This is a genomic window from Pseudomonas sp. MF6747 (assembly GCF_963890955.1).
Taxonomy (GTDB): Bacteria; Pseudomonadota; Gammaproteobacteria; order Pseudomonadales; family Pseudomonadaceae; genus Aquipseudomonas.
Window position 1 is genome coordinate 26293 of the sequence record NZ_CAWPSZ010000050.1, and the last position, 23848, is coordinate 50140.

The 23848-nt window shown below is 60.4% G+C and carries 24 protein-coding genes; 13 read left to right on the forward strand and 11 right to left on the reverse strand.

What is annotated here, in order from left to right:
* Positions 1-79: 79 nt before the first annotated feature.
* Entirely contained in the window at positions 80-955 is an 876-nt protein-coding gene (locus AACW30_RS25590; protein WP_106578183.1) for a LysR family transcriptional regulator, read from the reverse strand.
* A 114-nt stretch (positions 956-1069) separates the two neighbouring features.
* Between AACW30_RS25590 and AACW30_RS25595 the strand changes: the two genes are divergently transcribed.
* From AACW30_RS25595 to catA, 3 genes are read left to right on the forward strand one after another with little or no spacing between them, the layout of a single operon-like run.
* Positions 1070-2197, forward strand: coding sequence for a muconate cycloisomerase family protein (locus AACW30_RS25595; protein ID WP_106578184.1), 1128 nt, complete (start codon positions 1070-1072; stop codon positions 2195-2197).
* 12 nt (positions 2198-2209) lie between these two features.
* On the forward strand, positions 2210-2500 hold the full coding sequence (gene catC, locus AACW30_RS25600) for a muconolactone Delta-isomerase (RefSeq protein WP_106578185.1): 291 nt from the start codon (positions 2210-2212) through the stop codon (positions 2498-2500).
* 41 nt (positions 2501-2541) lie between these two features.
* Positions 2542-3471, forward strand: coding sequence for a catechol 1,2-dioxygenase (gene catA / locus AACW30_RS25605; protein ID WP_119736689.1), 930 nt, complete (start codon positions 2542-2544; stop codon positions 3469-3471).
* A gap of 121 nt (positions 3472-3592) precedes the next feature.
* On the opposite strand, the gene AACW30_RS25610 is transcribed toward catA, so the two are convergent.
* A complete protein-coding gene (locus tag AACW30_RS25610; RefSeq protein WP_003194103.1) occupies positions 3593-4066 on the reverse strand; it encodes an Lrp/AsnC family transcriptional regulator in 474 nt (157 codons plus the stop codon).
* 143 nt (positions 4067-4209) lie between these two features.
* Between AACW30_RS25610 and kynU the strand changes: the two genes are divergently transcribed.
* Positions 4210-5460 (forward strand): kynureninase, encoded by a 1251-nt coding sequence (gene kynU, locus AACW30_RS25615; RefSeq protein ID WP_200623780.1) that lies wholly within the window; start codon positions 4210-4212, stop codon positions 5458-5460.
* 163 nt (positions 5461-5623) lie between these two features.
* On the forward strand, positions 5624-7030 hold the full coding sequence (locus AACW30_RS25620; protein ID WP_119736693.1) for an amino acid permease: 1407 nt from the start codon (positions 5624-5626) through the stop codon (positions 7028-7030).
* Here the strand turns inward: AACW30_RS25620 and AACW30_RS25625 are convergent.
* Positions 6976-7866 carry a LysR substrate-binding domain-containing protein gene (locus tag AACW30_RS25625; protein WP_200623781.1) on the reverse strand — a complete coding sequence of 297 codons (891 nt, stop codon included), beginning with the start codon at positions 7864-7866 and terminating at the stop codon, positions 6976-6978. The genes AACW30_RS25620 and AACW30_RS25625 overlap by 55 nt on opposite strands.
* A 183-nt stretch (positions 7867-8049) precedes the next feature.
* Here AACW30_RS25625 and AACW30_RS25630 point away from each other — a divergent pair, with 183 nt between their 5' ends.
* From AACW30_RS25630 to AACW30_RS25645, 4 genes are all read left to right on the forward strand, one after another.
* Entirely contained in the window at positions 8050-8814 is a 765-nt protein-coding gene (locus AACW30_RS25630) for a sulfite exporter TauE/SafE family protein (RefSeq protein ID WP_200623782.1), read from the forward strand.
* Positions 8815-8937: 123 nt separating this feature from the next.
* Complete coding sequence (locus AACW30_RS25635) at positions 8938-9528, forward strand: NAD(P)H-dependent oxidoreductase (protein WP_179609808.1); 591 nt, start codon at positions 8938-8940, stop codon at positions 9526-9528.
* Positions 9529-9559: 31 nt separating this feature from the next.
* On the forward strand, positions 9560-10456 hold the full coding sequence (locus tag AACW30_RS25640; RefSeq protein WP_200623783.1) for a LysR substrate-binding domain-containing protein: 897 nt from the start codon (positions 9560-9562) through the stop codon (positions 10454-10456).
* Positions 10457-10559: 103 nt separating this feature from the next.
* Positions 10560-11453, forward strand: coding sequence for an NAD-dependent epimerase/dehydratase family protein (locus AACW30_RS25645; protein ID WP_200623784.1), 894 nt, complete (start codon positions 10560-10562; stop codon positions 11451-11453).
* 42 nt (positions 11454-11495) lie between these two features.
* On the opposite strand, the gene AACW30_RS25650 is transcribed toward AACW30_RS25645, so the two are convergent.
* From AACW30_RS25650 to AACW30_RS25680, 7 genes are read right to left on the reverse strand one after another with little or no spacing between them, the layout of a single operon-like run.
* Positions 11496-12125 carry a LysE family translocator gene (locus AACW30_RS25650; protein ID WP_169367606.1) on the reverse strand — a complete coding sequence of 210 codons (630 nt, stop codon included), beginning with the start codon at positions 12123-12125 and terminating at the stop codon, positions 11496-11498.
* A gap of 12 nt (positions 12126-12137) precedes the next feature.
* The gene (locus AACW30_RS25655) at positions 12138-12605 is read right to left on the reverse strand and encodes a nuclear transport factor 2 family protein (RefSeq protein ID WP_200623785.1); all 468 of its coding nucleotides are present in this window, start codon (positions 12603-12605) and stop codon (positions 12138-12140) included.
* A gap of 10 nt (positions 12606-12615) precedes the next feature.
* The gene (locus AACW30_RS25660; protein WP_169367604.1) at positions 12616-13833 is read right to left on the reverse strand and encodes a diaminobutyrate--2-oxoglutarate transaminase; all 1218 of its coding nucleotides are present in this window, start codon (positions 13831-13833) and stop codon (positions 12616-12618) included.
* Positions 13823-14869 (reverse strand): fatty acid desaturase, encoded by a 1047-nt coding sequence (locus tag AACW30_RS25665; RefSeq protein ID WP_169367603.1) that lies wholly within the window; start codon positions 14867-14869, stop codon positions 13823-13825. The genes AACW30_RS25660 and AACW30_RS25665 overlap by 11 nt, the downstream gene beginning before the upstream one ends.
* 10 nt (positions 14870-14879) lie before the next feature.
* Positions 14880-15701, reverse strand: a complete 822-nt coding sequence (locus tag AACW30_RS25670) for a diiron oxygenase (RefSeq protein WP_169367602.1) — start codon at positions 15699-15701, stop codon at positions 14880-14882.
* Entirely contained in the window at positions 15694-16611 is a 918-nt protein-coding gene (locus AACW30_RS25675; protein ID WP_169367601.1) for a 3-methyl-2-oxobutanoate hydroxymethyltransferase, read from the reverse strand. The genes AACW30_RS25670 and AACW30_RS25675 overlap by 8 nt, the downstream gene beginning before the upstream one ends.
* Position 16612: 1 nt before the next feature.
* On the reverse strand, positions 16613-17716 hold the full coding sequence (locus AACW30_RS25680; protein WP_179609805.1) for a pyridoxal phosphate-dependent aminotransferase: 1104 nt from the start codon (positions 17714-17716) through the stop codon (positions 16613-16615).
* 323 nt (positions 17717-18039) lie between these two features.
* Here AACW30_RS25680 and AACW30_RS25685 point away from each other — a divergent pair, with 323 nt between their 5' ends.
* A complete protein-coding gene (locus AACW30_RS25685; protein WP_106578195.1) occupies positions 18040-19485 on the forward strand; it encodes a SulP family inorganic anion transporter in 1446 nt (481 codons plus the stop codon).
* 4 nt (positions 19486-19489) lie between these two features.
* On the opposite strand, the gene AACW30_RS25690 is transcribed toward AACW30_RS25685, so the two are convergent.
* Positions 19490-19882, reverse strand: coding sequence for a lysozyme inhibitor LprI family protein (locus tag AACW30_RS25690; RefSeq protein ID WP_106578196.1), 393 nt, complete (start codon positions 19880-19882; stop codon positions 19490-19492).
* Between the two features lie 247 nt (positions 19883-20129).
* On the opposite strand from AACW30_RS25690, the gene AACW30_RS25695 reads away from it, so the two are divergent.
* Genes AACW30_RS25695 through AACW30_RS25705 form a run of 3 tightly spaced genes read left to right on the forward strand, consistent with a single transcriptional unit; the run spans position 20130 to position 23831 of the window.
* Positions 20130-21479: a GntT/GntP/DsdX family permease gene (locus AACW30_RS25695; protein ID WP_164487961.1), complete on the forward strand. Its 1350-nt coding sequence runs from the start codon at positions 20130-20132 to the stop codon at positions 21477-21479.
* A gap of 26 nt (positions 21480-21505) precedes the next feature.
* Complete coding sequence (locus AACW30_RS25700) at positions 21506-22366, forward strand: MurR/RpiR family transcriptional regulator (protein WP_119736703.1); 861 nt, start codon at positions 21506-21508, stop codon at positions 22364-22366.
* Between the two features lies 1 nt (position 22367).
* Entirely contained in the window at positions 22368-23831 is a 1464-nt protein-coding gene (locus AACW30_RS25705; RefSeq protein ID WP_200623786.1) for an N-acyl-D-amino-acid deacylase family protein, read from the forward strand.
* Positions 23832-23848 lie beyond the last annotated feature (17 nt).

Here is a 23848-nt window from a genome sequence, read left to right on the forward strand (position 1 = left end):
TGCGATAGCGGTGGTGAATGTTCCACCGCCATCGCAGGCAAGCCAGCTCCCACAGGGGATTTGTGTCGTTTGGGAGATCTCAGATCAACTCTTCCACCAACTGCAAACAATGACTGAGCCCCGGCGACTGATCATTCACCCGCCGGCTGAGAATGATCGGCGAGGTCGCGGTGGTTTCCACAATCGGCGTGTAGCCGATATCCGCGCGGTGCAGCACCTGCACCGAGGCCGGCACCAGCGTCACGCCCATGCCGGCACCGACCAGGCCGATGGCGGTCTGCAATTCGTTGGTCCACTGCGCCACCTTGAGGCTCAGCCCGTGGGCGTCGAACAGTGCGATCACATGGTCGGCATAGCTGGGGCGCGGGTTGCCGGGGTAAAGCACAAACGGCTCGGCGGCCAATTGGGCGAGGGTCGCGGGCGCACCCAGCAGCGGGTGGCCGGCGGGCAGTACGGCGACCAGTCGATCCTCCACCAGCACACGCTGGACGATGGCCGGGTCGTCGATGCGAATGCGCCCGAAGCCCACGTCAATGCGGCCGGCTTTCAGCGCGTCGACCTGCTGCAAGGTGGTCATCTCCGACAAGCCCAATTCCAGCTCCAGCACGGCGTGGTTGCGCAGCCGCCGAATCAACTCAGGCAGCACGCCGTACAAGGTCGACGGCGCAAAGCCGATGCCCAGCCAGGTCTTTTCGCCCTGGCCAATGCGGCGCGTGGTGTCGCAGACCTTGCCCAGTTGCTCGAGCAGCACATTGGCGTGTTCATAGAAAAACCGCCCGGCTGCGGTCAGCCGCAGCGGTCGGCCACGCTCGAGCAGAATTACCCCCAGTTCGTCTTCCAATTGCTGGATCTGGCGACTCAGCGGCGGCTGGGCGATGTGCAGGCGTTCGGCGGCGCGGGTGAAGTTCAGCGTTTCACCCAGCACCTGGAAATAGCGCAGATGACGCAGTTCCATGGCGGCTCCTTTCATACCTTGAAGGTATTGTGCGAGACCCATTCTATATTGGAAGCCACGAAAAATACGGCACAGAATCGGCTCAAACCTATAAAGAACCCCACGGGTATAGCCATGCCGATTTGCGCCATCGAGTCGATTGAAACGGTCATCGTCGACCTCCCCACCCTGCGCCCGCACAAGCTGGCCATGCACACGATGCAAAACCAGACGCTGGTGATCATCCGCCTGCGCTGCGCCGACGGCATCGAGGGCATCGGTGAGGCCACCACCATCGGCGGCCTGAGCTACGGCAACGAAAGCCCTGACAGCATCAAGGTCAACATCGACCGCCACTTCGCGCCGCTGTTGATTGGCCAGGACGCGAGCAATATCAATGCGGCGATGTTGCGCCTGGAGCGCAGCATTCGCGGCAATACCTTTGCCAAGTCCGGCATCGAAAGCGCGTTGCTCGATGCGCTGGGCAAACGGCTTGACTTGCCCGTCAGCGAGCTGCTCGGTGGGCGGGTGCGGGATGCCTTGCCGGTGGCCTGGACCCTGGCCAGCGGCAACACCGAACAAGACATTGCCGAAGCGGAAAAGATGCTCGACCTGCGCCGTCACCGCATCTTCAAATTGAAGATCGGCGCCGGTGAGGTTGGCCGCGACCTGGCCCACGTGATCGCGATCAAAAAAGCCCTGGGCGAGCGCGCCAGTGTGCGCGTTGACGTCAACCAGGCGTGGGACGAAGCCGTGGCCCTGCGTGCGTGCAAGGTGCTCGGCGACAACGGCATCGACCTGATCGAACAACCGATTTCGCGCAACAACCGCAGCGGCATGGCTCGGCTGAATCTATCGAGCCCGGTGCCGATCATGGCCGACGAGTCCATCGAGTGCGTGGAGGATGCCTTCAACCTGGCCCGCGAAGGCGCAGCCTCGGTGTTCGCGCTGAAGATCGCCAAGAACGGCGGCCCGCGCGCCGTGTTGCGCACCGCTGCCATCGCCGAAGCCGCCGGTATTGGCCTGTACGGCGGCACCATGCTTGAAGGCGGCATCGGCACCCTGGCCTCGGCGCATGCCTTCCTGACCTTGAACAAGCTGGCGTGGGACACCGAACTGTTCGGCCCGCTGCTGCTCACCGAAGACATCCTCACCGAGCCGCCGGTGTACCGCGATTTTGCGCTGCATGTTTCCACTGCACCGGGCCTTGGCCTGGCTATCGATGAAGAGCGTCTGGCGTTCTTCCGTCGTGACAACCACTAAGAGGCGCCTGCCATGTTGTTCCACGTAAAAATGACCGTGAACCTGCCCCTGGACATGAACCCTGAGCGCGCGGCTGGCCTGAAAGCCGAAGAAAAAGCCCTGGCGCAGCGCCTGCAGCAAGAGGGCAAATGGCGCCACCTGTGGCGCATCGCCGGGCATTACGCCAACTACAGCGTGTTCGACGTCGGCAGTGTGCAAGAGCTGCACGACCTGCTGATGCAGCTGCCGCTTTTTCCTTACATGGCCATCGAAGTGAATGCCTTGTGCCGCCACCCTTCGTCGATCCATGAGGACGACCGCTGAGCCTGTTTTGCACCCAATAATGACAAGATGAGGATTGCACCATGTCCATCCGACTTTCCCAGACTGCCCACGCCCAAGCGTTTCTCGAAGAAGCCAGCGGCAACCACAATGACGCTGGCAACCCGCGCGCCAAGGCGCTGATCTACCGGATCCTGCGCGACACGGTGAACATCATCGAAGACCTGGAAGTGACCCCGCAAGAGTTCTGGAAGGCGGTCAACTACCTCAACGAGCTGGGCAAACATCAGGAGGCCGGTTTACTCGCTGCCGGCTTGGGCCTGGAGCATTACCTGGATTTGCTGATGGACGCCGCCGACGAAGAAGCCGGCAAATCCGGCGGCACGCCGCGCACCATCGAAGGCCCGCTGTATGTGGCCGGGGCGCCGCTGAGCCAATACGAGGCGCGGTTGGACGACGGCAAGGACGACGCGGTGCCGCTGTTTATGCGCGGGCAAGTGCGCGGCACCGACGGCAAGCCATTGGCGGGTGCCATTGTGGATGTGTGGCAGGCCAATACCGGTGGCACCTATTCGTGGTTTGACCCGACGCAGTCGGAGTTCAACCTGCGCCGGCGCATCGAGACCGATGCCCAGGGCAACTACCGTTTTCGTAGCATCGTGCCATCCGGCTACGGCTGCCCGCCGACCGGGCCGACTCAACAGCTGCTCGACCAACTGGGTCGCCATGGGCAGCGGCCGGCGCATATTCACTTCTTTATCTCGGCGCCGGGGCATCGGCATTTGACCACGCAGATCAACTTGTCGGACGACCCGTACCTGCACGATGACTTTGCCTATGCGACACGCGATGAATTGATTGCTGAGATTCGCTTCAGTGACGATCAACAACTGGCGCGGGAGTTTGGGGTGGAAGGGCGCTTTGCGCAGATTGATTTTGACTTTGAGCTGCAACGGGCTGATGCGCCGGTAGAGCAAAAACGCATGCAACGCGTGCGCGCCCTTGAAGACTAAACACGGTTAAAAAATGTGGGAGCTGGCTTGCCTGCGATGGCATCAACTCGGTGTAACTGTTGCACCGAGGTGTCTGCATCGCAGGCAAGCCAGCTCCCACATTTGAATGGAGGCGTTTTGGCTATTTGCGCAGGACCAAGTCCAACACTTCATCCCGATCCTTGATCTTCTGCAACACAATCTCCGAGCGAATATCCATCACCCCCGCCGTACGGTTCAGGTGGTTCACGATAAAGTCCGAAAAGTGCTTTAAATTTCGCGCCTGCACCCGCAGCACATAATTGCTCGCGCCGGTAATCACGTACGCGCTGGCCACCTCCGGCCAGCCTTGCACCTTTTTGATGAACGTCTCGTGCCAATCCTCCACGTCCTGGCGCAAGGACAGGTGCACGATGGCTTCCAGCTCGATTCCCAGCTGCTCGGCATTCAGCACCGCGCGGTAGCCGCTGATGATTCCCTCGCTCTCCAGCAGGCGCAAACGGCGCAGGCAGGCGGAGGGCGACAGGGCGACTTTTTCGGCCAGTTCCTGGTTGCTGATGCGGCCATCCTGTTGCAGAAAATGCAGGAGGCGCAGGTCGGTGGCGTCGAGAATCATGCTTAGAATAAATCCGCGTGTTTTGGGGTTAAATTCGAATTTCCTACAGCTTAATTAGCCTGTTACCCACCACTTTGCACGAAAATTCTCTAAAGCTTCGTTCATTATTTGCTGCATCTTCACTATAAAAACCAGGACAGCCCATGACCACCCGAAGCCACTGCCAAGCCCTCGACGCTCAGGACCCGTTGGCGCCACTGCGTCGTCAGTTCGCCTTGCCTGAGGGCGTGATCTACCTCGACGGCAACTCCCTCGGTGCGCGCCCGGTGGCGGCGTTGGAGCGGGCGCAGCAGGTGATCGCCCAAGAGTGGGGCAATGGCTTGATTCGCAGCTGGAACAGCGCCGGTTGGGCAGATCTGTCCCAGCGCCTGGGCAACCGCCTGGCGCCCTTGATTGGCGCGCGCGACGGCGAAGTGGTGATCACCGATACCACCTCCATCAACCTGTTCAAGGTCCTCAGCGCCGCGTTGAGCGTGCAGCGCCAACGCCAGCCGGGCCGTAAGGTGATCGTCAGCGAGGCGAGCAACTTTCCCACCGACCTGTACATTGCCGAAGGCCTGGCCGAGTTGCTGCAGCAGGGTTATTCGTTGCGACTGGTGAACAGCCCCGATGAACTGCCGCAGGCTATCGACCAGGACGTGGCGGTGGTGATGCTCACCCACGTCAACTACAAAACCGGCTACATGTACGACATGCAGGCGCTCACCGCCTTGAGCCACGAATGTGGCGCGCTGAGCATTTGGGACCTGGCGCATTCGGCGGGCGCGGTGCCCATCGACCTGCACAAGGCGCGGGCCGATTATGCGATTGGCTGCACCTACAAATACCTCAATGGCGGGCCGGGTTCCCAGGCGTTTGTGTGGGTCAATCCGCTGCTGGTGGACGTGGTGCGCCAGCCGTTGTCGGGCTGGTTCGGACATACCCGGCAGTTTGCGATGGAAGCTCAATACGCGCCGAGCGCCGGCATTGCGCGCTATCTGTGCGGCACGCAGCCGATCACTTCGCTGGCCATGGTCGAATGCGGCCTGGAGATTTTTGCCCAGACCGACATGGCCAGCCTGCGGACTAAATCCCTGGCGTTGACTGACCTGTTTGTCGCGCTGGTCGAAGCCCGCTGCGCCGCCCACGGCCTGGTGTTGATTACCCCGCGCGAGCACGCCAGGCGCGGCAGCCATGTGAGCTTCGAGCACCCCGAAGGTTACGCGGTGATCCAGGCGCTGATCGCCCGAGGGGTGATTGGTGATTACCGCGAGCCGCGCATCATGCGTTTTGGTTTTACGCCGTTGTACACAAGCTTCACCGAGGTATGGGATGCCGTGGAGATCCTCGGCGACATTCTTGACAACGGCACCTGGGACCAGCCGCAGTTCAAGGTCCGCAACAGCGTCACCTGATTCACGCCGATTAAAAATGTGGGAGCGGGCTTGCTCGCGAAAGCGGTGGATCAGCCAGCACGTGTAGTGACTGGCACTGCGCATTCGCGAGCAAGCCCGCTCCCACAGTGGATCTGCGTCTATATCCAAACTGTGCAATCACAATAATAAAGGGGCACACCACGTGACCACACCCGACAACGGTTTTGCAGAGATCACCCATCGCGAACTGGGCCTGAGGCGCCAGCTCACTTCCGGCCAGATGAGCATGATCGCCATCGGTGGCGCCATCGGCACCGGACTGTTCATGGGCAGCGCCTATGCGATCGGCTATGCCGGGCCCAGCGTGCTGGTGAGCTACGCTATCGGCGCGCTGATCACCTTGCTGTTGATGGGCTGCCTGGCGGAAATGACGGTGGCGCATTCCACCTCGGGCTCATTCGGCGCGTACGCTGAGTTTTATATCAGCCCGCTGGCCGGGTTTCTGGTGCGTTACGCCTACTGGGCGGCGATTGTGCTGGCGGTGGGCGCCGAGGTCACGGCGGTGGCGATGTACATGAAGTACTGGTTCGCCAACGTGCCGGAGTGGGTGTGGATTGTGTCGTTTTCCAGTGTGCTGATCCTGCTCAATGCCATCAGCGTGAAGACCTTCGGCAATTTCGAATACTGGTTTTCGACGATCAAGATCAGCGCCATCGTCGGCTTCATCATCCTGGCGGTGTACGTGGTGTTCGGCTCCGGCAACCCGCAGTACGGCGTGCAGAACTACACCGCCCACGACGGCTTTTTCCCGCATGGCTTGAGCGGCATGTGGATCGCGGTGATCGTGTCGATCTTCAGTTACCTGAGCGTGGAGATGATCGCGGTGGCCGCCGGTGAAGCCGCCGACCCGGAACAGGCAGTGAAGAAAGCCTTTCGCGCGACCATCGTGCGGCTGGTGGTGTTCTACCTGCTGACCCTGGCGCTGATGCTGGCCATCGTGCCGTGGAACCAGGCCGGTCAGACCCAGAGCCCGTTCGTCACGGTGATGCAGACCATCGGCATTCCCGGCGCCACCGGGGTGATGAATTTTGTGATTCTGATCGCCGCGCTGTCGGCGATGAACAGCCAGCTCTACATCACCACGCGCATGATGTTCAGCTTGTCGCGGGCAGGCTTTGCGCCCAGGTCGATGGGCGCCTTGAGCAAGAGCGGCATTCCGCTGAACGCCTTGCTGCTGTCCAGTTCCGGGATTGCCCTGGCGACCTTGCTGAACGTGGTGTACCCGCAAAGCTCGTTCACACTGATGATGGCGATCTCGATGTTTGGCGCGATCTTCACCTGGTTTATGATCTTCCTCACGCACCTGTTTTTCCGCCGCTACCGCAAGCGCCATGGCGGGGCGAAGCTGTCGTTCCAACTGCGCCTGTTTCCCTACAGCACGCTGTTGGGCCTGGTGCTGATGGGGGCGGTGATGATCACCACGTATTTCACCGAGGCGTTCAAGATGACGCTGGTGTTTGGCGTGCCGTTCCTGCTGATTCTGTCGGCGGTGTATTACGGGTTTTTCCGCAAGGGCAGGGCGAGGGCATCGAACAAAGCCTTGGCGTAACCGGGCAATTGTTCGAAGGACCGCGCGCATAACAGCAGCGTGCGGCGGGCCCACTCTTCGTGCAGCGGTTGGGCTTTGAAGCGGCGCTGCAGCGGCCAGCGCTCCAGTGCCGCTTGGGGCACGATGCCCAGGCCGGCGCCGCCCGCGACCATGCGAATCAACCCATCAAAACCATCGGCGCGGATACGGGTTTGCAGGCGAAAGCCGGCGTGCAGCGCCTGTTCCTCCAAATACACCGCCAGCGCGCTGTTGGCGGCCAGGCCGACGTAGTCGTATTGCAGGCTGTCGATGAAACTCGCTGTCGTCAGCGGATGGTCGAGGGGCATGATCAGTACCAGCGGGTCATCGCGAAAGGGCAGGGTTTGCAAGCCGTGGGTGTCCACTGCGTCGGAAATGATGCCCAAATCCGCGGTGCCCTGACGCAAGGCCCGGGTGATGCGCAGGCTCGGCAGTTCTTGCAGGTCGATATCGAGGTTGGGGTGTTCGCGCAGAAAATCGGCAAGCAATTCCGGCAGGTATTCACTCAGGGCGGTGGTGTTGCACAGCAGGCGCACCTGGCCTTTGACGCCGTTGGCGTATTCGGCGAGGTCTTGTTGCAGGTGTTCGGCTTGTTGCAGCAGCAAGCGCGCGTGGCGGGCCAGGGCTTTGCCCGCTGGCGTCGGTGTGACGCCACGGCGGCCGCGCTCAAGAAATTCGATGCCCAATGACGCTTCCATCGCACGGATGCGCGCACTGGCGGCAGCCAGGGATAAATGGCTGCGCGCCGCGCCGGCGGTGATGTTGCCGGTGTCGAGAATGTGCAGGTAGAGGCGCAGGTCGATCAGGTCAAAGTGCATGGCTGAAGCTCTTCGGTGACTGGGCTGGCGCCTTCGCGAGCAAGCCCGCTCCCACAGTTGAAACGCATTCCAAAGGTGGGAGCGGGCTTGCTCGCGAAGAGGCCTTCAGCCTCACACAAAACAAGAGGCTGCCTCAGTATATGGCGAATTTGCGACCTCATCGAAATACACCACAATCCTGGCATGACTACTTTCATGGCGTTCTACCAAAACCTCGGCCCCGCCCTGACCCTATTGGTCATCGGCACCTTCCTGCTGGCCGGCACCGTCAAAGGCGTCATCGGCCTGGGCCTGCCGACCGTGGCCATGGGCATGCTCGGCCTGGCTATGCTTCCGGCGCAGGCTGCAGCATTGCTGATTATTCCGTCGACGGTCACCAACCTGTGGCAACTGGCATTCGGCGGCCACTTGAGCGCGTTGCTCAAACGCCTGTGGCCGATGCTGCTGCTGATTTTCCTCGGCACCGGGCTCGGCACGCTGTGGTTGGGCATGGACGGCGGCCATTGGGTCGTTCGCGCGTTGGGTGGCGCGCTGCTGGTGTATGCGTTGAGTGGGTTGTTCCTGCCCACGTTCAAGGTGCAGCCTCATACCGAGCGCTGGCTGGGACCTCTGTGCGGGCTGATCACCGGCATCATCACCTCGGCCACCGGCGTGTTCGTGATTCCCTCCGTGCCGTATCTGCAAGCCTTGGGCTTGAACCGTGATCAATTGGTGCAGGCGCTGGGGCTGTCGTTCACCGTTTCCACATTGGCGCTGGCGGCGGGGCTGGCATGGCGTGGCACCCTCGGCGGCGGCGAAATAAATGCCTCCATACTGGCCCTGCTGCCTGCGCTGTTGGGCATGTGGCTGGGTCAGGCACTGCGTCAGCGCATCAGTGCGGTGCTGTTCAAACGGGTATTTTTTATCGGCATGGCGCTGCTGGGCGGCCATTTGCTGATCAGCGGTTAAATCAAGAGTACGGCGTTATTCGTGCGTTTTGATCAAATGTATTTTGCCGCACCGCTGCTTATTCCGAGGGTTGAATGTCGATAGCCTGCCGGCAGACATTTCTAACCCTTTGGATTCGCTCCCATGAAAAAAGTACTCCTGCTCAACGGCGGCAAGAAATTCGCCCATTCCGACGGCCGCTATAACGCAACCCTGCATGAAGCCGCCGTGGCGGTGCTGGACCGCGGCGGTATCGACGTCAAAGTCACCCACATCGACGAAGGCTACGACGTGGCCGAAGAAGTGGCCAAATTCCTCTGGGCCGATGTGATCATTTACCAGATGCCCGGCTGGTGGATGGGCGCGCCGTGGATCGTCAAAAAGTACATCGACGAAGTCTTCACCGAAGGCCACGGCAGCCTCTACGCCAGCGATGGCCGCACCCGTTCCGACTCGTCGCAAAAGTACGGCAGCGGCGGCCTGATCCAGGGCAAGCAGTACATGTTGTCGCTGACCTGGAACGCGCCGCAGCAAGCGTTCGACGACCCGACCGATTTCTTCGAAGCCAAGGGCGTGGACGCGGTGTACTTCCCGTTCCACAAAGCCAACGAGTTCCTCGGCATGACCGGCCTGCCGACCTTTCTGTGCGTGGACGTGATGAAACGCCCAGCCATCGAGGCGGATGTGGCGCGCTACGAGCAGCATCTGGCGCAGGTGTTTAACCTGTCGGTGTAAGCTGCTACCCACCGATCAAGAAGGACAGCCTGTGAAAGCCCGATCCGATGAGTTACAGATCTTCGTCAGCGTGATTGAGTGCGGTTCGATTTCCGCCGCGGCGGAGCAGGTTGGGCAGACGCCGTCGGCGGTCAGCCGCACCCTGTCGCGCCTGGAAGCCAAGCTCGACACCACGCTGATCAACCGCACCACGCGGCGCATGGACCTGACCGAAGAGGGTAAGTACTTCTTCGAGCAGGCCAAGGTGATCCTGGCGCAGATGGATGATCTGGAAGAGCGCCTGTCGTCACGCCAGAAAAACCCGGCCGGGCGGCTGCGCATCAACGCCGCCGTGCCCTTCATGCTGCACGGGATCGTGCCTTACATCGCCGAGTTTCGCAGCCTCTACCCGGAAATCCAGCTGGAGCTGAACAGCGATGACTTGATCATCGACCTGCTGGAGCAGAGCACCGACATTGCCATCCGTATCGGCGCCCTGGCCGACTCCACGCTGCACGCGCGCTCGCTGGGCTGTACGCCGCTGCATATCCTTGCCAGCCCCGACTACCTCAAGCAGTTCGGCACGCCGACCACGGTGGCCGAGTTGGCGGACCATACATTGCTGGGCTTCACCCAGACCGAAACCCTTAACCATTGGCCGTTGCGCCATGTGGAAGGCGACCGTTGGCTGATCCAGCCGAGCATCGCCGCCTCCAGTGGCGAAACCCTGCGCCAGTTGGCGCTGGAAGGGCAGGGCATTTGCTGCCTGTCGAACTTCATGACGGTCGAAGACATCAATGTCGGGCGGCTTGTGCCGGTGCTGGAGGCGTTTAACAGTGGTTATCGCCAACCGATCCACGCAGTGTTCTATCGCAACTCGCAATTGGCGTTGCGCATCCAGTGTTTCCTGGACTTCATTCAGACCAAGCTGGCGCGGTATGCCTGCTGATTCGTGACCTGTGCGCAAGATTGAATTGGGCAATAGGCTCTTATTCGACAGGGATGAGTCCTCGATACTGGACCCATCACTTACCCAGTCAGGAGCACACTCCATGAATGTATTCGTTACCGGCGCAGCAGGTTTTATCGGCGGCTCCATCGCCACTGGCCTGGTCAAGGCTGGCCACACCGTTACCGGCCTGGTGCGTAGCGCCGAGCAAGCCGCTGAAATGACCGCCCTGGGCATCACCCCCGTGATTGGCACCCTGGATGACGCTGGCATGCTGACCGAGCAGGCCTCGAAGGCCGATGCGGTCATCAACGCCGCCAGCAGCGACCATCGCGCTGCCGTGGAAACCTTGCTGGCCGCCTTGAAAGGTTCGAACAAGCCCTTCCTGCACACCAGCGGTTCGAGCATCGTTGGCGATGCGTCGGGCGGTAAGGCCAGCGATGTCATCTATTTCGAGGACACGCTGCCGGCGCCAACCGTCGACAAGGCTGCACGCGTGGCCATCGACAACCTGATTCTGGCGGCGGCCAAAGACGGCGTGAATTCGGCGGTGATCTGCAACACCCTGATTTACGGCCACAGCCTGGGCGTGAAGCGTGACAGCGTGCAATTGCCACGACTGCTCAAGCAGGCGCGCAAAAGCGGCGTGGTGCGCCATGTGGGCACCGGGCAGAATATCTGGTCCAACGTGCATATCGAAGACGTGGTGGCGCTGTACTTGCTGGTACTTGAGAAGAATGTACCGGGCACTTTCTACTTCGTGGAAAGCGGTGAAGCGGCCTTTGTCGACATGACCACCGCCATCGCCGAAGCGCTGAAGCTGGGCAAGCCGCAGGATTGGCCGTTGGCCGAGGCTGAAGCCGAGTGGGGCTATGAAATGGCCAACTATGGCCTGGGCTCCAACAGCCGCGTACGTGGCAAGCATGCCCGTGAGTTGCTGGGCTGGGCGCCGAAGCGTACGTCGGTGGTGGAGTGGATTCGCAACGAAATGGTCTGACCCCGTAGCTGGCCCGGCATCCACGAATGCCGGGTCGCGTCGTTACGGCAGGCTATAGGTCAGCAGCAGTACGCCGAAACCGATAAAGCAAAGCCCAATCACCCGGCTCGCCAGGGTCGCGATTCGCGGCTGGCTCAGCAGCCTGACCATCTTGCGCGAAGCCAAGCCGTAACCTTGCAGCGTCAGCAGCGACAGCAGCATGAAGATTCCCGTCAACACCACAAACTGCATGCTCAAGGATGAGGTGGGCTTGATGAACTGCGGAAACAGTGCGGTGAAAAACAAGATGGGTTTGGGGTTGCTGATGGAGAGCAAAAATGACTCCTTGAACAGCGCGCCAAACGACCGCGCCGCAGCAGGGCTTTCTGCCTGCGCTCCAAACAGTTTCTTTTTTGCGATCAATTGCTGCACGCCCAGGTAGAACAGGTACAGCGCCCCTAAGGTTTTCAAGGCAGTGAATACCCATGGGTTAGTCTTGAGCAGCAAACCCACCCCGAGCATGGCCGCCAGCGACAGAAAAAACAGCCCGCAGATATTGCCCAATGCGCCGTACAGCACAGCCCCCGGACCTTGCCGCAGGCTGTTTTTTATCGCCAGCACGACCGCAGGGCCGGGGCTGGCAATGGACAGCCAGGCGATCAGGGAAAAAGTGAGGATCTGTCGTATATCCATATCGCCTCAGGGTCAGTCTTTTTTGGCCAGGACTGCGCGGTGCAGGCTGGGTGTTCCGTGATTGGCAATCAGCTCTTGGCGGATTCGGCAGATTCGCCATTCGCCCTCGCGCTTGGCCAGGTCAAAGAAGTAACGGCCGTAGGAGTGGAAAAAACCCGTCTCGCCCTGGCAGTTTGCGGTACGGAAGCGATAAATCTGGTAGTTGCACTGCGCACTGGCGTTATCCCCGCTGACGCTGACCAGGAGATTGGAGAAATTATGCTGCATCTTAAGCTCGCTCAGGGCTGCTTGGCGCAGGGCGATGTAGGCCTCACGCGTGATGAGCCCCGGCGGTTCGTCCCTGAAACTTGAATAATCAACGTGCAATTGCTCCCACAGGCAGCCCTCCATGCGCTGCCAGTCCAGCAAATCGAAGGTGGTTTGGAACTGGCAAAGCCGGTCATGAATGGCGAGCCTTTCAGCCAGTAACCTGTCGTTCATTCAACGGCCCTCACGTATGGTCACAGACGGTGCGCACGACGGTGTCCAGCGCCTGTTGCAGGTTGTTGGGAACGCAGGTCAAGGGCGGCATGATCTTGATCACGCGGCTCTGCCCGCCGCACTGCTCGACCAGGATGTGTTCGTTGCGCAGTTGTTCCAGCACCTGTTTCGCGGTGGCGGTATTTTCCAGTTCGATGCCGTGAATCATGTGGCGACCCCGCACCGGACAGCGCCCGGCAAGCTCGGCCATTGCCTGGCGCAAGATCTGTTCATTGCCCGTGAGCTGTTGGCGAAACGTGCTTGAAGCGAACATATCGAGCATGAAGCACGCTGACTGTACCGCCAACGTATTGCCCCTGAAGGTGCCGCTGTTTTCGCCAGGGTTCAAGGTGTCCAGTTCTTTTTTGACCAGCACCAGGGACATTGGCAGCCCAAAGCCGGAGAGGCTTTTTGCCAGGCAGATGATGTCGGGATAGGTCTGCGAGAGGGCTTCAAAGCTGAAGAACCCACCCGCGCGGCCACAGCCGACCTGGATTTCATCGGCAATGGTGACGATGCCTTTTCGCGCGCATAGCGCCAGCAGTCCTTCATACCAGGCGCCGGAGCAGGTGTGCAGGCCGCCTTCGGCCTGGATCGTTTCAAAGATCACGGCGGCCGGCAGGCCGTAGCCCGAGCTTTCGTCGTTGAGCAACTGTTCATACAGGGCGATGGCATCGACGTCTGTGCCCAAGTAGTGCTCATACGGCAGGCGCAGTACCGAGGCGAGATCGGTATAGGCGGACTTGCGCTTTGTAGCATTACCGGTCAATGACAAAGCGTTGTACGAAAGACCGTGGAACGCGTTGGTGAAGCACGCCACTTCGCGCCTGCCGGTGGCGTTTCGTGCGTATTTGATGGCCGCCTCGATGGCCAAGGTGCCGGCGGGCGGTGCGAAGTAGTAGTGGTAATAGCCCCGGTAGCGCTGCGGCAGGACAGTGGTTTCGAACAAGTGAATGAAGTCGGCCTTGGCGCTGGTGAAAAAGTCCAGGCTATGCACCGGCCCATCCTGCTGCAGGTAATCCATCAGGCGTGCTTTGATCGTGGGGTTGTTGTGCCCGAAGTTGGCCACGCCGGCAGATGAAAACAGGTCGAAATAGGCTTCGCCATCGGCAGTGAAAAAGTATTCATTGCGGGCCCGGACTATCTGTTTACCGAACGGTGTGCCATAGGCGTTGACATTAGATTCCATGGTTGACGTCCTTGTTGACCAAGCGGTGGTAGAGATCTTTTATGGCGGTGCGCGGGTTGCTGCCGTCGAACACAAAACCCCGGCTTTTGTTGTCGTTGTAATGCGGGTCGATCTCACTGAGCGCCTGGTCTGCGACAGCACTGTATTTCCAGTGCAGACGCGGATGCAGGTGATGCAGCAAATGGTAGGAATCGGTCAGTGGGCATACCAGTGTGCGCATCAGCAAGCCATTGAAGTGACCATACTCGGTGCGTTGGGTGACCTGTTTGTCATGCGCAGACTTGTCGTTGCCCGACGCGGTGTACGGCATGAACCAACGGTGTTCCACCAATAACGACCACCAGGAATACAGCGGGTAGAACACCAACAAGGCAACCACGTAGGCACAAAGGGCGTAAGGACCGGCAACAAGGTAAAGCACCGACAGGATCAGGCCATTCACCCCCAGGCGGGGCCACTGACTGTGCGAGCCTGCGCAGCCGTCCCTCATGATGGTCAGGGTTTCACGCAGGCCACTGGGTGTGAGCGGGTGGAAGAACAAGCGCCAGAACCGTGCCGGGCTGATTCCCGGTACCAGGCCGATTCTTCTCAGCCGTGCCACGTTCGGGTCTTCTTCGGTGGCGGCATGCGGGTGATGAGCGACGCAGTGGCTCTGATAACGGGCGCTGGAGTCCGCGCGAAAGGTCGGAAAATTGCCCAAGTAATCGGCGATGCGAAATTGCAGCTGCCGGTCTGTGCCGAACCCCATATGCAGGGCCGTGTGCCCGATTTCCTGGAGCACGCGAAAGCGTCCCCCCATGAACACGGCAGCCGCCAGGGCCATTACCGGGTGCGGCCACCCGTGACACAAACCGGCCAACAGGGCTATTTCCAGCCACACGGCGCTGAACGAGAGCACCTCGTACCAATGGTCATGGGCGAGCACTGTATTGGGCCGTTCGCCCGCCAGGATGGCTTCGCGCACCGGGCGGTCGTCGCGGTAGCGACGCCACTCCAACAGCCTAACCAGCGCCCAGGCGATCAGGATCATAGACATGGCGTGCTCCCTAGGCCCTGAGTGTCTTGAGCAGTTTGTCGACGCCACGCATATCGCGGCTCATGCTGGTTGACGTGGTGCTGAAGTGCGCGTGGACACCGTGCGCGGCGAGGATCGTTTCGTACATGCTGAAGTCATGCAGCAGAAAGCTGTCACGGGCATGCTCGATGGCATCGCTGAGAAAGTTCGCTTGTTGCGGTTCAAGGGCGTGCAACAAATCGTGGGTGGCTTCAATGAATATCAGCGAGTGAATGGCCTCGTCGCGGTTGTGCTGGTCCACCAGCGCGCGGTTACTCTCCTTGATGGTGGTGCAACGCGACAGGGTTTCCAGGAACGCATTGATACTGACTTCAGCCACTGCCGCATAGGCGACGATGATCAGTTCGCGATTGAACGGGTCCGGCTCCTCCTGCAGCTGTGCCTGCATCGTCTTGACCGTGACTGAAAGGGCCGGTGAAAACGCCAGTGCGTAGCGCTTCAAGGCGTCGTCGATAGCCAGGGTATGAAAGTAAGTGTGGTACTGCTCGTCGGTGGCGGTCTGCATCAAGCCGCGCTTGACGGTGGTGCGTAAACCTTTTTGGCTGACAAGAAAGCGAATCGCCGGCAGGGCGATATGTTCTTCGGCCTGGATAGTGCGCCAGTTGTAGTTGAGCCACAGTCCAGTGGCGATGGAGGCGCGCTGGGCTTCAAATTGTTCCAAGTCGGGCGTTGTAAACGCCGGCAGCAGTTCCAACGGGTAGTCGGGCTTCTCATCCGCGATGAACTCGGGGTACCAGTGGCGTACGGAGGCCTTGTTCTTCCAGTGGGTCAATGCAGTGTCGATCTTAGACATTGACGTTTCCCTCCAGGATCGACAGGTAAGTATCGACGCTGATCTTGTGGTGGGGCGACGGCGGAAAGACATTGGCCGTCGCCAACGTCAGCAACTTTGAAATGCAGGTATTGATGAGTTCATCGGTGTAATGCGTGGTGACTTTGTCGCGCTCGATCATGGCGGTCGGCGGAAAGAAGATCGATTCCCGCCCGGACTTGACCACCGCGTCCCATACATTCAGCGATTGCCCGGAAAAGCGCGCCTTGCCGGAGAAGATTGAGTAGGGGATTACGCCGTTGTCCAGGGCATGGCGGGTCAGGATCTGGTTGGCGATTTCGGTGACGCGCTCGAAGATGACAAATCGCGCACCGGCGGCAATACCCTGGTCGAGCAGCTGTTTGAGCCGGCCGATTTCTTCAGCGTCATTGCCGTAGACACGGTTTTCGTTTTTTTGCGGCGTATAACCGATATGGATCGCCCACTCATGGTGCTGGCTACCGACTTCAAGCAATGGCCATAGATCCGCCTGCTCAAGAATTTCCAGCTTGATGATGTCGGCGCCGGCCTGGATGTAATCCGCAGTAATCGCCAGGGTTTCCTTGGGGGTCAGGCCTCCGGGGATGTCGGCCATGAGGGCCGGTTTGGGGATGTTGTATTCGTTTTTGTCTATTTCCTGGCGCACCTCGGCCACCAGCCCAGGCAGCAGGGTCTTGGACAGCGTCAGGTCCTGCTCACTGAGTTGGGTGGTGTGGCGACCCAGGTGTGTCATGAAGTAGGAATCACCGACCATTACCGACTCGACATTCTTGAGCTTCAAATCGGCGATGGCGCGGGCGACCGCTTTGTATTCGAAGTCGCGGTAAAGGTTGATTTTCAGACCGCAGGCTGCATCTGGCGAGGTTCTTGAGTTGAGCATTGTGGTGATCATGTCAGTTCTCTCGGGCAATCAGGGAGGTCAACAGGGCAAGGCATTCCTTCAGACGTTGCGGGGGTTCCGAGGTGAAGCACAACCGGACATAGGAAGCGTAATGCGCACCGAACAATCGGCCGTCGACCACACCGATACCGGCATTGAGCAGGTCTTCCAGGGTGAGTGCGCCAGGCAGGGGCAGGAACGCAAAGAACCCGCCACTGGGTAACGGGCAGTGGCCGTTCAGTGCCGCGCGGGTGAGGTGCAGGTTCTCGAAATACAACCTGCGGCGCTCGCTGATCAGGTGTTTTTCCAGCAGGAAGTGATGGGCGATGGTCTGCGAGAAACTGTTGAGTGTGTAGTTGGTGTTACGGTATAGCCTTTCCAAGTGAGCGGCATGGGTTGCGCTGCTGTGGATAAAGCCGAGCCGGGCGCCGGGTATGCCCATCAGTTTGCTGAAGGTGAAGACGTTGCTGACCCTCGCGTGCTGGTACAGATCAGGCAGTGGCGCAAGGTGCTCGGTGTCGGTGTCGCGCTCACCGAAACCGAAATACGCGTGGTCGACGATCAGCGCGATATCGTGGCGTTCGCACAGGCCAATCAAGTGCATGACAAAGTCGTCGCTGGCGTAGTTACCCAATGGGTTGGCAGGCACCGCCAGGTACAGCGCCGCCGAGTCGCAGCCCAATCGTGATTCGATCAATGCCAGTAACTGTGGCTCAGGCACCAAGGCGCCGTCGTGGAGGGCCGCTATTTCATCCATTTGCCCGCCCGCCTGCTCAATCACACCGGGCAAGTACATCCAGTACGGACTGATCACGTGCACACGGTTTTTCCCAGGGTGCACGAACAGGTTGAAACACAGGCTTAGGCCGTGGGTTCCGCCGTTGCACAGGACGATTTCATCGTGCCGGCCTGCCTGCGCCAGAAAGACCTCGGCGAGCTTGCGCTTGAGCGGTTTTTCACCGCCCTCGATGGAGTGTTTCCCCGGCGCGATCAGCGGGGCGGGGATGTTCTTGAGGGTCTCGATCAGGTCGGGGTTTTTATACAGCTTGCCCTGATGCAGGGAATAACTGTGCGCAAGCAGGGATAGCCTGGCTTCCAAGTCGGCGAAAATGTCCATATTGCCCCTTCCATATCCATTGGCTGAGTGACTCGAATGCCTAAAACTGCATTTCAGATTCAGAGGTCACTACGGGGACAAATCCTTTCCACGACCCTAAGTGCAATACGTGCTGAGAAAGAATTGGATCCAATTAATGGCGCGCTTTGAGTTCTAGCTAATCGAAACCCGATCGCCAGTACAATGGCGTATTCGTCGTTATTCTTGGCGTATATGGCTTGCAAATAGGTCGTTGATGGGCGATTACCGATTGCTGGTCGGCATCACGTCAATTCCGTAAGATTCGCCACCTTCCTTTTCACCGCTGTTCGCCTGGTAGACCCATGAACCTGACTCGTCTGCGCGCCGATGCCCTGGCCGGCCTCACCACGTCCTTTGCGCTGCTGCCCGAATGCATTGCCTTCGCCCTGGTCGCCCACCTCAACCCGCTGATGGGGCTCTACGGCGCCTTTATCATCTGCACCCTCACCGCGTTATTCGGTGGCCGCCCCGGTATGGTTTCGGGCGCCGCGGGTTCGATGGCGGTGGTGATCGTCGCGCTGGTGGTGCAGCACGGCGTGGAGTATTTGCTGGCGACGGTGTTGCTGGGCGGGCTGATCATGGTCGCATTCGGTCTGTTGCGCCTGGGCAAGCTGGTGCGCATGGTGCCGCACCCGGTGATGCTCGGTTTCGTCAACGGCCTGGCGATCATCATCGCGCTGGCGCAATTGGAGCATTTCAAAAGCGGCGAAAGCTGGCTCAGCGGCGAGCCGTTATACGTAATGATCGGCCTGGTGGCGGTGACCATGGCGATTGTCTACTTGCTGCCGCGCCTGACGCGCGCTGTGCCGCCCGCGCTGGTGGCGATCCTCGGCGTCGGTTTGGCGGTGTACCTGCTCGGCTTGCCGACGCGCACCCTCGGCGATATGGCCCACATCGCCGGTGGCCTGCCGACCTTCGCGCTGCCGCAAATCCCCTGGACCCTGGAAACCCTCGGCATCATCGCGCCCTACGCGTTCCTGATGGCGATGGTCGGTCTGCTGGAAACCCTGCTGACCTTGAACCTCACCGACGAAATCACCGAGACCCGTGGCTACCCTGACCGCGAAAGCGTGGCCCTGGGCGCGGCGAATATGGTCTCGGGCCTGTTCGGCGGCATGGGCGGTTGCGCGATGATCGGGCAAACCGTGATCAACTTGAGCTCCGGCGGGCGCGGGCGTTTCTCCGGGGTGTTTGCCGGGGTGATGATCCTGTTGTTCATTTTGTTTCTGTCGCCGCTGATCGAGCGGATTCCGCTGGCGGCGCTGGTGGGCGTGATGTTTGTGGTGTCGCAGCAGACCTTTGCCTGGGCGTCGTTGCGGGTGATCAACAAAGTGCCGGTCAATGATGTGCTGGTGATTCTGGCGGTGACGGTGATTACGGTGTTTACCGACCTGGCCACGGCCGTGCTGTGCGGCATTGTGATTGCGGCGCTGAACTTCGCCTGGCAACAGGCGCGCGAGCTGTATGCCGATGAACATCTGGAAGCCGACGGCAGCAAGCTGTACCGCCTGCATGGCACGTTGTTCTTTGCCTCGACCACGCCGTTTCTGAACCAGTTCGACCCGGCCAACGACCCGGCTCAGGTGACGCTGGATTGTCGTCACCTGAGCGTTGTCGACTACTCGGCGATTGCCGCGCTGATGACCTTGCGAGAACGCTACCGCAAGGCCGGCAAACATCTGCGGGTGCTGCATTTGTCCGAGCGCTGCAAGAAGCTGTTAAAGCGTGCGCGCGTTCATCATGAGTAACTGATCATGGCCCGACCAGGTCTTCGAGCTCCTGCGCGCGGGTCTGGGTCATGTCCAGCACGCAGCCGGAGCCGTTGACCTGGTCGATGGTGCCGCCCGTGGCACTGCCGGCGAAGGCGCAATTGGCGTCACGGTATTTGAGCCACAGGCGCTGCACGTCCTGCAGCTTCTGCTTGCGGTCGCCTTCCTGGGCGGCCAGGGCGGTTTTATAGGCTTTGTTCAGGCGATCGTCCTGAACCTTGGTTTCCTTGACGTTGCAATTGACCATGTCGACGGTGGTGTTGGCGCTGTCCATGCATTTTTTCAGCGCCGCATTCTCGGCGGCCGAGGCGCTGGTGCAGAACGCCAGCAACAGCGCGCTGGCGGCGAAAGGAACAAGCAGGGTCTTGCGATTCATTGTCGGGATTCCTGATCGACGGTAGGGCTGCCCTCTCAGACTCGGCCCTTATGGTTGAGTTTCGGCGCGGCAAAAACTTCATGTAAGAACACCCCGCGGATTTTCATCGGCTGGCGCTGGGCATGTCCCCAAGCGACAGCACTTATCCGTGGGCGAAAATTACTTTCATAAAAATTGAAAATTTAGTCGAGGAATGATTTATGAGTTTCACAACCAATTCGACGTGACCCTTTCCAAGGAGTACCGCATGGCCGCACCACTGGGCTTGGGGCTGTTGGCATACGCTGCCATCGCCATCATTGCATTGATCGTGCTGATCGCACGTTACCGACTCAACCCGTTTATCGTCATCACCTTGGTGTCCATCGGCCTGGCGCTGATGGCCGGCATGCCGGCAGACACGATCATGGGCTCGTACGAGGCGGGCGTGGGTAAAACCCTGGGGCACATTGCTCTGGTGGTGGCGCTGGGCACCATGCTCGGCAAGATGATGGCCGAGTCCGGCGGCGCCGAGCAGGTGGCGCGCACGCTGATCAACCGCTTCGGCGAGCGCAATGCGCATTGGGCGATGGTGTGCATCGCGTTCCTGGTGGGGCTGCCGCTGTTTTTTGAGGTCGGTTTTGTGTTGCTGGTGCCGATCGCCTTTACCGTGGCGCGGCGCGTTGGGGTGTCGATCCTGATGGTCGGCTTGCCGATGGTCGCCGGTTTGTCGGTGGTGCATGCGCTGGTGCCGCCACACCCGGCGGCGATGATGGCGGTGCTGGCGTATAACGCCTCGGTTGGGCAGACCGTGCTGTACGCAATTTTGATCGGTATTCCCACGGCCATCATCGCCGGCCCGCTGTACGCGAAGTTCATCGTGCCGCGCATTCACTTGCCGGCGCAGAACCCACTGGAACGCCAGTTTATCGAGCGCGAGCCGCGCACCCGTCTGCCGAGCTTTACGTTGACCATGGGCACCATCCTGTTGCCGGTGGTGCTGATGATGATCGGCGGCTGGGCCAATGTGATTTCCACCCCCGGCACTGGCTTTAACCAATTCCTGCTGTTTATCGGCAACTCGGTGATTGCGCTGTTGCTAGCGACCTTGGTGAGTTTCTGGACCTTGGGCCTGGCCCAGGGTTTCAACCGCGAGGCGATCCTCAAGTTCACCAATGAATGCCTGGCACCGACCGCCAGCATCACCTTGCTGGTGGGCGCGGGCGGCGGCTTGAACCGCATTTTGGTGGACGCGGGCGTCACCAACGAAATTCTCGGCCTGGCCCACGCCTTCCATCTATCGCCGCTGGTGATGGGCTGGTTGTTTGCTGCGCTGATGCGCATCGCCACCGGTTCGGCCACGGTGGCCATGACCACGGCCTCCGGTGTGGTCGCGCCCGTGGCAATGGGCCTGGGTTATCCACACCCTGAATTATTGGTGTTGGCCACCGGCGCGGGTTCGGTGATCTTTTCCCACGTCAACGACGGCGGCTTCTGGCTGATCAAGGAATACTTCAATATGACGGTGATCCAGACCTTCAAGACCTGGACCGTGCTGGAGACGTTGATCTCGGTGGTCGCGTTCGGTCTGACTTACGGTCTGTCTCTGGTTCTATGAGCCTTATTGTGTAACCCGGAGCCCCGATGGACATCCTCTACCAGATCCGCGCCCGCCAGGATTCCTTCAGCGCCGGCGAAGGCCGTATCGCCAAGCTGATGCTCGATGACGTGGGCTTTGCCGCGTCGGCCAGCCTGGAAGAGTTGTCCCAGCGCGCCGAGGTCAGCACGGCGACCTTGTCGCGATTTGCCCGCAGCGTCGGCTGCCGCGACTTGCGCGATTTACGCTTGCAACTGGCCCAGGCCAGCGGGGTGGGCAGCCGCTTCCTGGACCCGGCGGGGTTGCCGGAGCAGTCGGCGTTCCATCGACAGATTCTCGGCGATATCGAATTGACCTTGCGCCAGCATCTGTCGGGGTTCAACCAGGCGAGTTTTGTCGATGCCGTCAGCCTGTTGGGCAAGGCGCGGATGATTCACGCCTTTGGCATGGGCGGCCCGTCGAGCCTGTGCAGTGAAGAGTTGCAAGTACGACTGGTGCGCCTGGGTTACCCGATTGCCGCTTGCCGCGACCCGGTGATGATGCGCGTCACCGCCGCGACCTTGGGCCCTGAACAGGCGCTGATCGTGTGCTCGCTCTCCGGCCTTACGCCCGAGTTGTTGGACGTGGTGAGGCTGGCGCGCAATTACGACGCGCCCATCGTCGCCATCACCCTGGCCGATTCACCGCTGGCGCAGCTGGCGGATGTGTTGTTGCCGCTGCAGCCGGCCGAAACCAGTTTTATCTACAAGCCCACCGCGGCGCGCTACGGAATGCTGTTGGCCATCGACCTGCTCGCCACTGAGCTGGCGCTGGTCATGCCGGACGAAAACCAGGAACGCCTGCGTCGGATCAAGCTGGCTCTGGACGATTATCGCGGCGGCCCCGATAGCCTGCCGCTTGGAGATTGATATGAAGTACGACACGCTGATACGCCAGGCGCTGATCATTGATGGCAGCAACACACCAGGTTATGTCGCCGATGTAGGGCTGCGTGACGGGCGTATCGAGACAATCGGCGATCTGTCGAACGCCCAGGCTGAGCATGAAATTGATGCAGATGGCCGCGTCTTGGCCCCCGGTTTTATCGACGTACACACTCACGATGACACGGTGGTGATCCGCCATCCGCAGATGCTGCCCAAACTCAGCCAGGGCGTGACCACGGTGATTGTCGGCAACTGCGGCATCAGCGCCTCGCCGGTGAGTCTGCGCAGTGATCCGCCGGACCCGATGAACCTGCTGGGCACGCGTGAAGCATTCGCTTACCCGCGGTTTGCCGATTACCGTGCTGCCGTGGAAAGTGCTCACCCTGCGGTCAATGTCGCGGCGTTGATTGGCCATACAGCGCTGCGCAGCAACCATATGGACGACCTGCACCGCACGGCCACACAGGCTGAAATCGCCGCCATGCGTGTGCAGCTGCGAGCAAGTCTTGAGGCTGGCGCGCTGGGTTTATCCACAGGCCTGGCCTACGCCAGCGCGTTTAATGCCGAGACCGATGAAGTGCTGCAACTCAGTGAAGAACTGACGGCGTTTGGCGCGGTGTACACCACGCATTTGCGCAGCGAATTCGAGCCCGTGCTGGAGGCGATGGACGAAGCGTTTTTGATCGGCCGACATGCCAAGGCACCGGTGATTATTTCCCACCTCAAGTGCGCCGGTGCAGGCAACTGGGGGCGCAGTCCGCAGCTGTTGGCGTCGCTGGAACTGGCGGCGAAAACCCACCCGGTGGGCTGTGATTGTTATCCCTATGCGGCCAGCTCTTCGACGCTGGACCTCAAGCAGGTCACTGACGCATTTCGCATCACCATTACCTGGTCGACGCCACACCCGGAAGTCGGCGGGCGCGACTTGCAGGACATCGCCGCCGAGTGGGATGTTTCGTTGCTGGACGCGGCACGCCGCCTGCAACCGGCGGGTGCGGTGTACTACGGCATGGATGAAGCAGATGTGCGACGCATCCTCGCGCATCCGCTGTCGATGGTGGGCTCCGATGGCTTGCCGGAAGACCCGTTCCCGCATCCACGCTTGTGGGGCGCGTTCCCACGGGTGTTGGGGCATTTCAGCCGCGATGTGGGGTTGTTTCCGCTGCACACGGCGGTGCACAAGATGACCGGGCTGTCGGCGGCGCGCTTTGGCTTGGCTGAGCGTGGGGAAATTCGTCAAGGGTATTGGGCTGACCTGGTGTTGTTCGACCCATTGCGGGTGCGCGACGTGGCGGACTTCAAGGAGCCCCAACGCGCGGCGGAGGGCATTGATGGCGTGTGGATCAACGGCGTGTTGAGCTACAGCGACGGGCAGGCCAATGGTCAGCGGCCAGGGCGGTTTTTGGCGCGCAATGGGGATTTGCGTGGTGGGTTTTCGACTCTATAGTGGGCGCTTTCATACAC